This is a genomic window from Pseudomonas sp. VE 267-6A, assembly GCF_024126555.1.
Classification (GTDB): Bacteria; Pseudomonadota; Gammaproteobacteria; order Pseudomonadales; family Pseudomonadaceae; genus Aquipseudomonas; species Aquipseudomonas palmensis.
The window spans coordinates 238,385-251,176 of the sequence record NZ_JAMYBY010000006.1 but is presented as its reverse complement, the minus strand read 5'-3'; the positions used below and the strand labels follow the sequence as shown (position 1 = coordinate 251,176).

Genomic DNA, 12,792 nt, shown 5'->3' with positions numbered 1-12,792 from the left:
AGGGTTGAAAGCTTCGTCGGCAAGGCCGGCTCCCGCACAATCGTGTGAACGGCCCTCAGGCCCGTAGGAGCCGGCCTTGCCGGCGAAGCGGTCGTCAGCTGGAGCGCGACACCCGCAGCGCCACCAGGCTGCCCACCACGATCAACCCCGCCAGCGAATACAATGCCACGTCGGTCGAGCCGGTCTGGTCCTTGATCCAGCCCACCAGGTACGGGCTGAGGAACCCGGCCATCTGGCCCACCGAGTTGATGATCGCCAGGCCCGCCACCGCAGTGCCCGCGGTGAGCAGGGCAGTGGGCATCGGCCAGAACATCGGCAGGCCGGTGAGCGCGCCCATGGTCGCGATGCTCAGGCCCAGTATCGCGATCACCGGGCTGTGGGCGAAGTTGACCGCCATCAGCAGCCCCACCGCGCCCATCAGCATCGGCACCACAAGGTGCCAGCGCCGCTCGTTGCGCAGGTCTGCCGAACGCCCCACCAGCAGCATGAACAGCCCGGCCAGCAGGTACGGGATGGCGCTCAGCCAGCCGATCAGCAGGGCATCGTCGAAACCCATGTTCTTGATGATCGATGGCAGCCAGAAGTTGATCGCATACACGCCGCTCTGGATGCAGAAGTAGATGAAGCCGAAGGTCCAGATCAACGGGTTGGCCAGCACCGACAGCAGGCTGTCGCTGGCGGTTTTCGGCTTGGCCGCCGCGTCAGCGTTCAGGTCGGCCTCAACCGCCTGGCGCTGCGCCGGGGTCAGCCAGCCGGCCTTGGCGTAGCCATCGCTGAGCAGCACGATCGCCAGACAGCCGAGCACCACGGTAGGCACGCCCTGGATCAGGAACATCCATTGCCAGCCGGCCAGGCCGCCCTGGCCGGCGGCGAAGTGGTTGAGAATCCACCCCGAGAACGGCCCGCCCAGCAGCCCCGACACCGGGATCGCCGACATGAACAGCGCCATGATGCGCCCGCGCCGCTGCGCCGGGAACCAACGCGAGAGGTACAGCACGATACCCGGGAAGAACCCCGCTTCGGCGGCGCCGGTGAACAGGCGCAGCACGTAGAACTCCATGGGGGTGGTGACGAACAGCAGGCAGGTCGACAGCGTGCCCCAGGCGATCATCATCAGCGCGATCCAGCGCCGTGGCCCGAAGCGGTTGAGCGCCAGGTTGCTGGGCAGGCCGCACAGCACGTAGCCGATGAAGAAGATGCCGGCACCCAGGCCGTAGATGGTTTCGCTGAACTTCAGCGCGTCGAGCATCTGCAACTTGGCGAAGCCGACGTTGACGCGGTCCAGGTAGTTGAACAGGTAGCAGATGAAGATGAACGGGATCAGCCGCAGGGTGATGCGCCGGTACAGCGCGTTGCGGTCGATGTCGTGGCCTTGGTCAGGGGCAGGGCGGTATGACATGATTCTCTCTCTGTTTTTATGTTTATCGCCGCAACTGCGTCGAGGCAGTTGTCATGACGAGTCTGTTTGAGCCAGAGGACGCTGTCTTTGTGCTTTTGCACAGCCTTTGCGCTGCACCGCTGTGCCCTCGACCAACCATTGCGACCACAAGGATCCGCCCATGTTCGAGCTCGACCACGACCTGGCACAGGATATCGTCGACCGTGCGATGGCCATTCTGCCCTACAACGTCAATGTCATGGACAGCCAGGGGTTGATCCTGGGCAGTGGCGAGGCGCAGCGTATCAACACCCGCCACGAAGGCGCGCAACTGGTGCTGGCCAACGCGCGCATCGTCGAGCTCGACGAAGAGGCCGCCAGATGCCTCAAGGGCGTGCAGCCGGGTGTGAACCTGCCGCTGCTGCTGGACGGGCGCCTGATCGGCGTGCTCGGCATCACCGGCGACCCGCAGCAGGTGCGCACCTACGCCGAACTGGTGCGCATGACCGCCGAGATGCTGCTGGCCCAACGGCACCTGCAAGTGCAGCAGCAGTGGCGCAAGCAGCGCTGCGATGACCTGCTGGCCTTGCTGCTGGGCGGCAACGGCGACGCCACCCGGCTGGTGGACGAGGCTCGGCAACTGGGTCTCAAACCCCAGCTCACGCGTATCCCGTGCCTGTTCGAGCTGGAGGAGGGCCCGGCCGCCGAGCCGCTGGCGGCCTGGCTGATGCTGCGCTACCCCGACAGCTGGTGCGTGAGCCCGGCACGTCAGTCGTTGCTGTGGTGCCGCCCGGCGACGGTGGCGCTGGACGAACAGCGCCTGCTGGACAAGATGCAGGCCCAGGGCTGGACCGTGCAGCGCCTGGCAGTGGCTGGCCCGGCCGAAGGGCTGGACAACCTGCGCCGCGGTTATCGTCGGGTGCGCGACCTGCTTGCCTACGGGCGCGAGGTACTGCCCCGCCAGCGCCTGCTGACCCTGGCGCGCTATCGGCTGCCGGCGCTGTTGTGGCGTCATCGCAACGACGATGCGCTGGACGAACTGCTGCAACCGCTGCAACGGCTGCGTGCCAAGGACAGCAACGGGCAACTGTTGGCCACCCTGCGGGCCTGGTGCGCCCACGACGGGCAGAGCCAGGCGTGCGCCGAGGCGCTGGGCATTCACCGCAACAGCTTGCGTTACCGACTGGAACGGGTGGCCGAGTTGAGCGGGGTGGACCCGATGCGGCTGGCAGGGATGCTGAGCCTGTACCTGGGGTTGCAGTTGTTGCCCGTGAACAGTTGATTGCCTGTGCGGGCCGCTTGGTCGGTTCATTGTCCAACTGAACAAATAACCTTGCGCCCGCCTGTGCATCCGACCGACGCCCGCCGCCGGCGCAACTGTCAGCATGCAGCTCATCTGGATAAGGAGCACACCGCATGAAAATCGTCATCGCCCCCGACTCGTTCAAGGACAGCCTGAGCGCCGAAGACGTGGCCGCTGCCATCGCCCGGGGGCTGGCCGATGCCTTGCCACAGGCCGAGCTGGTCAGTTGCCCGATGGCCGATGGCGGCGAGGGCACCCTGCAGGCCCTGGTGGCGACCTGCAGCGGCGAACAGCGCAGCCTGCAGGTGCAGGGCCCGCTCGGCACACCGGTACTGGCCCACTGGGGCTGGCTGGCCGACAGCCACACCGCCATCATCGAAATGGCCCAGGCCAGCGGCCTGCAACTGCTCGGCCTCGCCCAGCGCGATGCTTGCCGCAGCAGCACCTATGGCACCGGGCAACTGATCGGCGCGGCGCTGGATGCCGGGGCACAGCGCATCATCCTGGCCATCGGCGGCAGTGCCACCAACGATGCCGGCAGTGGGATGCTGCGAGCGCTGGGGCTGCGGCTGTTCGATGCCCAGGGCGCTGAACTGGCACCGGGCGGCCTGGCCCTGGCGCACCTGGCCCGGCTGGACAGCAGCGGGCTGGACCCGCGCCTGCTCGACGTGCAGGTGGAAGTGGCCGCAGACGTCGACAACCCACTGTGCGGGGCCAATGGTGCCTCGGCGATCTTCGGCCCGCAAAAGGGGGCGAGCCCCGCCCAGGTCGCCTTGCTCGACCATGCACTGGGGCACTTTGCCGACCATTGCGCCGGCCTGCTGGAGGAAGACGTTCGGGCGTTTCCGGGCTGTGGCGCAGCGGGCGGCATGGGCTTTGCGGCCAAGGCCTTCATGGGCGCGCAGTTTCGTGCAGGGGTCGAAGTGGTGGCCGAGCTGGCCGGGCTGGAGGCGGCGGTACGCGGTGCCGACCTGGTGATCACCGGGGAGGGGCGCTTCGATGCGCAGACCCTGCGCGGCAAGACCCCGTTCGGTGTGGCGCGCATAGCCAGGCGTCACGGCGTGCCGGTGGTGGTGATTGCCGGCACCCTGGGCGAGGGCTACCAGGCGCTGTATGAGCATGGCATCGATGCGGCATTTGCGTTGACCAGCGGGCCGATGAGCCTGCAGCAGGCGTGCGAGCAGGCAGCGCCGCTGTTGCGCGACAGGGCGCGGGACATCGCTCGGCTGTGGGCCTTGCACCAGGGTCTGTAACAAGCCCACTACTGCTTCGCCGGCAAGGCCGGCGCCTACAGACAGCGGCCAACCTGTAGGCGCCGGCCTTGCCGGTTATATACATAGATCAGCAACTGGCAACTGTTCGCCTGGCAACACCCTCCCGACACTAGCCCTCGAATACAACACCCGATTACTTGCCGCTTTATAACTAAACCCCTTTAAACAAGGCACTTCGCCAGTTGGCACGCTCGCTGCAATAGTCCCTGTGAGATTGACTATACCAATAGAAACTCGCCTAATTTTAATCAGGTGGGGAGCAAGACCTTGAAACGCGTGCATTGGGCAACTTCGGCAGTACTGCGACATTCATCCCTGTTCGCTGTAAGCAGCGCACTATTAACCTTCATCCCGCTGGCCTCGGCCGCCGACACCGACACCAGCGGCGACAAGCGCCTGGGTACGGTCACCGTGCAGGCCGCCAAACAGAGCCCTGTGCAGGCGGCGCAGAGCAAACTCGACGAGGTCGCCGGCGGTACCAGCCTGGTCACCCAGGCTGAAGTCGAAAAGGGCCGCTCGGCCACCCTGGAAGACACCCTGGCGTACCAGCCCGGCGTCTACGCCCAAGCTGCCGGTGGCAACGATGCCATCAAGATTTCCATTCGCGGTTCCGGCGCCAATACCTCGCCCGGCTATTTCCGCGAAGGCACCAAGTTTCTCTTCGACGGCCTTGCACTGACCGGCGCCGGTGGCACGCCCTATGAACTACTGGATACCCAGGGCCTGAACTACACCGAAGTACTGCGCGGTGCCAACGCCTTCGAATACGGCGCACTTTCACTGGGGGGCGCGATCAACTTCGTGACCAACTCCGGGCTGACCGCACCGGGCAACCGCATCAAGCTCGAAGGCGGCAGTTTCGGCTGGCAGAAGCAGACCCTGAGCACCGGCGGCGTGGCCGGCAATGCCGACTACTACGTCAGCGTCGACAACGCTCGCCGCGACGGCTACCAGGACTTCACCTTCACCAAGGCCAAGGGGGTGGTCAGCAACTTCGGCTACCGCTTCAACCCCAAGCTCGAAACCCGTCTGTACATCCGCTACCGCGAGGAATACCACGAGAACTCGGGCACCCTGACCCTGGCGCAGCTCAAAAAGAACTCCAAACAGACCAACGCCGCCACCTACGCCACCCGTGGCGACTCCACCAAGCGCGGCTCGACCTGGGTCGGCAGCAAGACCACCTACACCTTCGATGACGATGCCACCCTCGAAGCCGGGCTGGTGTACCACAACTACCCGCAGATCCTCAGCCGCAAGAGCACCGTCAACCCCAACTACTGGGACTGGCGCGACATCAACTACTCGCTCAAGTACAGCCGCACCGACCAGCTGTTCGGCCTGCCCAGCACCACCACCGCGGGCTGGAGCAGCACCCAGCACATCCGTTCCGGCGCACGCACCTACAAGGGCGACAAGGACCTGGGCATTCTGCAGAAGCAGGTCGAGTACGACGGCTCGTTCGACCATGTGTTCACCCTGGGCAACGACCTGGGCCTGACCGACAACCTGTACCTGGCCACCGGCGTGTCGGCGATCGAGATCAAGCGTGACATCAACGTCACCTACAGCGACCGCCCCAACACCAGCGGCCTGCCCAGCCACTACAAGTACGACGAGTGGAAGCTGGCCCCGCGTATCGGCCTGCGCTACTACATCGCCCCGGACGTGCAGCTGTTCGCCAACGCCAGCCGCACTATCGACCCGCCAAGCTCCTGGTCCAGCTCCGGCTCCGGGGTCACCAGCAACTACGCCAAGCCACTGGTGCCGCAAGCGGCCAACACCGTGGAGTTCGGCATCAAGGGCAAGTCGGGGATCTTCGACGGCAGCCTGGCGTTCTACAAATCCTGGGTCAAGAACGAGCTGCTCAACGTCGAAGTGCTGCCGGCCACCGCCACCTCTGCTGCGGTGGTGTCCACCTCCAATGCCACGCCCACCATCCACCAGGGCATCGAGGCCGGCCTGAGCACCCGCCTGTGGGAAGGCGCCAACGGTGACAGCCTGACCTGGCGCCAGGCCTACACCCTCAACGACTTCCACTACGAGAACGACCCGCTGTTCAAGAAGAACGAACTGCCGGGCCTGCCCAAGCACGTGTATCAGGGCGAGCTGCAGTACCAGTGGGCCAGTGGTTTCTACGCCGGGGTCAACGTGCGCACCGCCTCCAAGACTTCGGTGGACTACGCCAACAGCTTCTACGCGCCGTCCTACACGCTGTGGGGCGCGCGCCTGGGTTACGACGACCCGGGCAAGACCTGGCAGGTGTACCTGGACCTGAAGAACATCACCGACCAGGACTACGTGACCGCCGTGCTGCCGACCTACAACTCCCAGGGCAGGGACGTCGCGTCGCTGTACCCGGGCGACGGCTTCGGCGCCTTCACCGGCGTGACCTACAACTTCTAAGCCAGCGCGGCCAGCGCCGACGTGCACCTGCACGCGGTGCTGGCGGAGGAAGCACATGACCCTGATCACAAGGCTCGCACGCCTGGCCGTACTCGCCAGCGTGGTGGCGCTGGGCGCCTGCAAGCCGGCCAGCGAAGCGTCGCGCAACAGCGTATCGAGCGCCGACGGCGTGCTGCGCGACGGCAGCCTGAGCTACGCCGCCGAGGACTACCGCGAAGCCGCGCCGGGCAAGCCGGGCGGCACGCTGCGCATTTCCACGGCGTCCGACACCACCACCCTGGACGTGCATTCGATTTCCCACGGCAACGTGCAGTGGCTGGGGCGCATCCTGTTCGACTGCCTGCTGTACCAGGACGAGCAGGGCAACATCTCGCCGTGGCTGGCCAAGTCGTGGGACATCTCGCCGGACGGCAAGACCTACACCTTCCACCTGCGCGATGACGTGACCTTCAGCGACGGCGAGAAATTCAACGCCCGCGCCGTACAGATCAACCTGGAGCACATGCGCGACCCGGCCACCAAGTCGCCGCTGGCCGCCGCGTACATCGCGCCCTACGTGAACGGGCGCATCGTCGACGAGTACACCTTCGAGGCGCACCTGCGCGAACCCTATTCGCCGTTCCTGGACGTGCTGGCGCAGTCCTGGCTGAGCATGATCTCGCCGCGCCAGATCCTCGAGGCGCCCAAGTCCATCGCCGAGCACGCCATCGGTTCGGGGCCCTTCGTGCTGGAAAGCTACACCCGCGACCAGGGCGCCACCTTTGTCAGGCGCAAGGGCTACAACTGGGCGCCGCCGGTGACCCGGCACAACGGCGAGGCGTACCTGGACCGCCTGGAGCTGAGCATCGTGCCCGAGCCGATGATCCGCTTCAGCGCGCTCGAGTCCGGCCAGTCGGACTTTACCGTGGACGCGCCGGCGCAGAACGCCAGGGCCATCCGCAGCAACCCCGACCTGCAGATGAGCAGCCGCATCCGCAAGGCCAACCCGTTTCGCAGCCTGACCTTCAACGTCGAGCAGTTCCCGTTCCAGGACGTGCAGGTGCGCCGCGCCGTGGCCAAGGCCATCGATCGCGACGGCCTGGCCTGGATCACCGGCTTTGGCGAGTACCAGCCCAAGGGCGATTTCCTGGCCGCCAACACCCGCTACTACGACCCCGCGTTCAAGGATGTGCTGGCTTATGACGTGGCCGAGGCCAACCGCATTCTCGACCAGGCCGGCTGGAGCGAACGTGACGCCAGGGGCTACCGGGTCAAGGACGGCCAGCGCCTGTCGGCGCGCCTGCTGATGTACGAGACCGGCGCCTTCCCCGGTAGCGTGGCAGTGGCCATTCAGGCCGACCTCAAGAAGGTCGGTTTCGAGCTGGCCATCGATCTGCTGCCCCTGGCCCAGGTCACCGAGCGTCGCTATGCCAGCAACTTTCAGGCAATCGCCGGCGGCTACTGGCACACCAACACCCCCGACGGGCTGTACATCCTCTACCACAGCAATGCGATCAGCACGCCCAAGCTCATCGGCCAGAACGCCGGGCGCTTTCGCGATGACGCCCTCGATGCGGCGCTGTCGGCGGCGCGCCGTTCCACCGACCCGGTGGAGCTCGCCGCGCTGTACCGCACCGCGCAGCAACGCCTGGTGGAAACCGTGCCGGCCGTACCGGTGTACGAGAGCCATGTACTGGTGGCCTACCGCAAGGCGGTCAAGGGCGTGATCTTCGATACCTCGCACAACACCCCGTTCTTCACCAGCATATGGCTCGACCAGGAGGCCCGATGAACACCCTGCGCCTGATACTCCGTCGGCTGCTGGCCGGCATCGGCGTGCTCTGGGGCGCGGCGACCCTGACCTTCCTGGCCTTGAACCTGAGCGCCGGCGACCCGGCACTGGCCATCCTCGGCGGGCCGGAGGCGATGCCCAGTGCCGAGCTGATCGCCCAGGTGCGCGCCGAATACGGCCTGGACCAGCCGTTGATCGTGCAGTACGGCCATTACCTGGGGCGCCTGGCCCAGGGCGACCTGGGCGAGTCGTACCGCCTGCGCATCCCGGTGGGGCAGATCATCGCCGGGCAACTGGGCGCCACCGTGCAACTGTCGCTGGCCGCGGCGGTACTGGCGGTGCTGCTGGCCGTGCTGGTCGCGGTGCTCACCGCCAACCGCGCGCCATGGCTGCGCTCGCTGGTGTCGGGCACGGAGCTGGTGCTGTCGTCGGCGCCCTCGTTCGTGATCGGCCTGGGCCTGCTGCTGGTGTTCGCGTTCGGCTGGCACCTGCTGCCGCCGTCCGGCTCCAGCGGCTGGCAGGCGCTGATACTGCCGAGCGTGGCGCTGGCCTTGCCGGTGGCGGCGGTGCTCAGCCAGGTACTGCGCCAGGAACTGGAAGACATTCTCGAACAACCCTTCATCGCCATGGCGCGCGCCCGCGGCATGTCCGAAACCGGCGTGCGCCTCAAACACGCGCTGCGCCATGCACTGGTGTCGCTGGTGACCCTGTCCGGCTTCGTGTTCGCCAGCCTGCTCGGCGGTGCGGTGGTGATCGAGCTGCTGTTCTCGCGCCAGGGCATCGGCCGGCTGATGCTCGACGCCGCAACATCCAAGGACGTGCCGCTGCTGCTGGGCATCACCCTGCTGGCGGCGGCGATCTACGTGGTCGTGAACTTTCTCGTCGACCTGATCAATCACTGGGTGGACCCGCGTGCCAAGGCCGTGTGATGCCACCCCCAAGCAAGGACCTGTCATGACCCAATCCAATTCCTACACTGCGCTGCAGGCGCGCTTCAAGCCGCTGTTCGCACAGATCGGCGAGGGTGCGGTGGCGCGTGAACAGCAGCGCGAACTGGCCTTCGAGGCCGTGGCGTTGCTGCGCGATGCCGGCTTCACGGCGCTGCGCGTGCCCCAGGCGCATGGGGGGGCCGGCATCAGCCTGCCGGTGCTGTTTGGCCTGCTGATCGACCTGGCCGAGGCCGACTCCAACCTGCCGCAGATCGTGCGCGCGCACTTCGGTTTCGTCGAAGGGCGGCTGTCGGCCCGCGAACCGGCGTCCCAGGACTACTGGTTCGCCAAGGTGGTGGCCGGGCAGCTGTGGGGCGCGGCAATGGCCGAGCGCAGCGACAGCAGCACCAACTCGGTCAGCCTGGAGGCCGCCGAGGAGGGCTGGCGCCTGAACGGCGAGAAGTACTACTGCACCGGCACTATCTACGCCGACTGGGTGGCGGCCGTGGCCATGCACGACAAGGATTTCGTCAGCGTGGTGGTGGCAGTGGACGCCCCCGGCGTGACCCGTGAAGACGACTGGGACGGTTTCGGCCAGCGCCTGAGCGGCAGCGGCACCACACGCTTCGAGCAGGTGGCGGTGCCCGAGCAGCATGTGCTGCGCCGCTTCAAGCCCGGCGAGCTGCGCGCCGAGTCGTACATCTCGGCGTTCTACCAGCTGTTCCACCTCGCCACCCTGGCCGGTATCGCCCGCGCCGCGCTGCGCGATGCCACCGCCTTCGTCCAGGGCCGCACCCGCGCCTTCGGCGTGCCGGGCCAGTCCAGCCCCAAGGACGACCCGCTGGTGCAGCGGGTGATCGGACGCCTGTCGAGCCTGGCCTATGCCAGCGAAACCCTGGTGCTGGCTGCCGCCGAGGTACTCGAGCGGGTACACCAGGCCGAGCTGAACGACAGCGCCCAGGAAGCCGACTACGTCGAGGCCGATATCCGCACCTTCCAGGCCCAGCAGATCGTGCTGGAGCAGGTGCTGGAAGTCACCACCCTGCTGTTCGAGGTGGGCGGCGCGTCGGCCACCAGCCAGGCCCGGCGCCTGGACCGGCACTGGCGCAATGCGCGCACTCTGGCCTCGCACAACCCGGCGATCTACCGCGAGCGCGCGCTGGGCAACTACTACCTCAACGGCGTCAGCCCCGGTGCTGCCTGGCGTGCGCTGCATGCCCAGGACGGCACCACCGTGCGCGACGAAGCCAGCGCGGTGTAACCGCCTTCATTCAGGAGCAGCAGCCATGAGCCAGACCGCAAGACAGATGAGCATCGGCATGAACATCCTCGGCTTCGGCGCGCATGCCAGCGCCTGGCGCAAGGCCGAAGTACCGGCCAACGCCTACCTCGACGTCGAGTACTACCGCAACATCGCGCGCATTTCCGAGCGGGGGTGCCTGGACGCGATCTTCCTCGCCGACGGCCCGGCGCTGGCGGGCGACATCGCCCAGCACCCGGCCGGGCGCCTGGAACCGACCGTGCTGCTGACGGCCGTGGCCCTGGCCACCCGGCACATCGGGGTGATCGCCACCGCGTCCAGCAGCTACAACGACCCGTTCAACCTGGCGCGGCGCTTCAGCTCGCTGGACCACATCAGTGGCGGCCGGGCGGCCTGGAACGTGGTGACCAACGCCGGCGACGCCGCCGCGCAGAACTTCGGCCTGGCCGGCGCGCCGCGCCATGTGGACCGCTATGCGCGGGCCGACGAGTTCATCGACGTGACCCTCAAGCTGTGGGACAGCTGGGAGGACGACGCGATCATCGGCAACGCCGCCAGCGGCCAGTTCGCCGACCCGCACAAGGTGCACAGCATCGATTTCGTGGGCGAGCATTTTTCGGTCAAGGGGCCGCTCAACCTGCCGCGCTCGCCGCAAGGCCGGCCGGTGCTGGTACAGGCCGGCTCGTCCGAGGGCGGCAAGGCCCTGGGCTCGCGCTATGCCGACGCGATCTTCACCACCCAGACCACCTTGCCCGACGGCCAGGCGTTCTATCAGGAGATGAAACAGCGCGCACGCCTGTGGGGCCGCAACCCCGATCACCTGAAGATCATGCCGGGGCTGTCCACCGTGATCGCCAGCACCGAGGCCGAAGCCCGTGCGCGCTTCGATGAACTGAACGCCTACAGCGGCGAGGCGGGGCTGGTGCAGCAACTGGCGTTTCGCATCGGCCTGCCCCCCGACGAACTGGACCTGGACGCGCCGCTGCCGTGGGAGCGTATTGGCCCGGTCAGCGAATTCGAGCGCGGCTCGCACGGTTTTCTCGAAGCCCAGTTGAACCTGGCACGGCGCGAGAACCTGACCATCCGCGAACTGTCGCGGCGCATCCTGGTGGGCCACCGCCTGCTGGTGGGCACCCCGGAACAGGTCGCCGACACCCTGGAGCACTGGTTCCGCGCCGGCGCCGCCGATGGCTTCAACATCATGCCCGACATGTTCCCCTCGGGGGTCGAGGTGTTCGTCGACCAGGTGGTGCCGCTGCTGCAGCAGCGCGGGGTGTTCCGCCGTGAATACACCGGCAGCACCCTGCGCGACCACCTCGGCCTGCCGTACCCGGCCAGCCAGTACCAACGTGCGGCAGAGGCCGTCTGAACCGATTAGCGAGGCACACCCCATGAACTACCGCACACTGGGCAACAGCGACATCAAGGTCAGCGTCATCGGCCTGGGCACCATGACCTGGGGCCACCAGAACAGCGAGCAGGACGCCCACCAGCAGCTGGACCTGGCGCTGGACCACGGTGTCAACCTGGTCGACACCGCCGAGATGTACCCGACCCCGACCCATGCCGACACCTGGGGCAGCACCGAGCGCTTCATCGGCACCTGGCTGGCCCGGACCGGCCGGCGCAGCGATATCGTGCTGGCCAGCAAGATCGTCGGCCCCTCGCGCAACCCCGGCAGCGGCACGCATATCCGCGATGGCCTCAGCCGCCACGACCGCGCCAACATCGTCGCCGCGCTGGACGGCAGCCTCAAGCGCCTGCAGACCGACCACCTGGACCTGTACCAGCTGCACTGGCCCGACCGCAGCACCAACTTCTTCGGCCAGCGCGAGTACCCGTATGTCGACGACCCGCAGGCCATTGCCATCGGCGAAACCCTGCAGGTGCTGGCCGAGCAGGTGCAGGCGGGCAAGGTCCGCCATATCGGCGTGTCCAACGAAACCCCGTGGGGGGTAGGGCAGTTCCTGCGCCAGGCCGAGGTGCTGGGGCTGCCGCGCATCGTCAGCATCCAGAACCCCTACAGCCTGCTCAACCGCCTGTACGAAGGCGGCCTGTCGGAATTCAGCCACCGCGAAGGGGTGGGCCTGCTGGCCTATTCGCCGCTGGCCTTCGGCGCGCTCACCGGCAAGTACCTGGGCGGCGCACGGCCTGAAGGTTCGCGCCTGTCGTCGGTGTACCGCACCTTCAACCGCTACGACAGTGCGTCGGCGCAGCAGGCCATTGCCGCCTACGTGGCACTGGCCCGCGAGCTGGACGTGAGCCCCGCGCAACTGGCCCTGGCTGCGGTGATCGGCAAGCCGTTCGTCAGCAGCGCCCTGACCGGGCAGACGAGCCTGGCGCAACTGCGCGAGAACATCGGCGCGCTTGAGCTGCAACTGAGCAGCGAGACCCTGGCGCGCATCGAGCAGATCCACGCGCACACCCCGAACCCGGCGCCCTGAGCCGCAACCCCTAGCCTGTGGAGGTG

At 67.1% G+C, this 12,792-nt stretch carries 9 protein-coding genes; 8 read left to right on the top strand and 1 reads right to left on the bottom strand.

Features of this window, described 5'->3' with window-relative positions:
* Window positions 1-94 precede the first annotated feature (94 nt).
* A complete protein-coding gene (locus NJH59_RS09140; protein ID WP_078480999.1) occupies window positions 95-1,399 on the bottom strand; it encodes an MFS transporter in 1,305 nt (434 codons plus the stop codon).
* A gap of 160 nt (window positions 1,400-1,559) precedes the next feature.
* Between NJH59_RS09140 and NJH59_RS09135 the strand changes: the two genes are divergently transcribed.
* From NJH59_RS09135 to NJH59_RS09100, 8 genes are all read left to right on the top strand, one after another.
* On the top strand, window positions 1,560-2,660 hold the full coding sequence (locus NJH59_RS09135; protein ID WP_253086684.1) for a sugar diacid recognition domain-containing protein: 1,101 nt from the start codon (window positions 1,560-1,562) through the stop codon (window positions 2,658-2,660).
* Between the two features lie 134 nt (window positions 2,661-2,794).
* Complete coding sequence (locus NJH59_RS09130) at window positions 2,795-3,934, top strand: glycerate kinase (RefSeq protein WP_054914526.1); 1,140 nt, start codon at window positions 2,795-2,797, stop codon at window positions 3,932-3,934.
* A 297-nt stretch (window positions 3,935-4,231) separates the two neighbouring features.
* Window positions 4,232-6,361 (top strand): TonB-dependent receptor, encoded by a 2,130-nt coding sequence (locus tag NJH59_RS09125; RefSeq protein ID WP_229590261.1) that lies wholly within the window; start codon window positions 4,232-4,234, stop codon window positions 6,359-6,361.
* 55 nt (window positions 6,362-6,416) lie between these two features.
* Window positions 6,417-8,132, top strand: coding sequence for an ABC transporter substrate-binding protein (locus tag NJH59_RS09120; RefSeq protein WP_253086683.1), 1,716 nt, complete (start codon window positions 6,417-6,419; stop codon window positions 8,130-8,132).
* On the top strand, window positions 8,129-9,061 hold the full coding sequence (locus NJH59_RS09115; RefSeq protein WP_054914524.1) for an ABC transporter permease: 933 nt from the start codon (window positions 8,129-8,131) through the stop codon (window positions 9,059-9,061). The genes NJH59_RS09120 and NJH59_RS09115 overlap by 4 nt, the downstream gene beginning before the upstream one ends.
* A 25-nt stretch (window positions 9,062-9,086) precedes the next feature.
* Window positions 9,087-10,322 carry an acyl-CoA dehydrogenase family protein gene (locus tag NJH59_RS09110; protein WP_058540179.1) on the top strand — a complete coding sequence of 412 codons (1,236 nt, stop codon included), beginning with the start codon at window positions 9,087-9,089 and terminating at the stop codon, window positions 10,320-10,322.
* A 25-nt stretch (window positions 10,323-10,347) separates the two neighbouring features.
* The gene (locus tag NJH59_RS09105) at window positions 10,348-11,691 is read left to right on the top strand and encodes an LLM class flavin-dependent oxidoreductase (RefSeq protein WP_104572450.1); all 1,344 of its coding nucleotides are present in this window, start codon (window positions 10,348-10,350) and stop codon (window positions 11,689-11,691) included.
* A gap of 22 nt (window positions 11,692-11,713) precedes the next feature.
* Window positions 11,714-12,766, top strand: coding sequence for an NADP(H)-dependent aldo-keto reductase (locus NJH59_RS09100; protein WP_104572451.1), 1,053 nt, complete (start codon window positions 11,714-11,716; stop codon window positions 12,764-12,766).
* Window positions 12,767-12,792 lie beyond the last annotated feature (26 nt).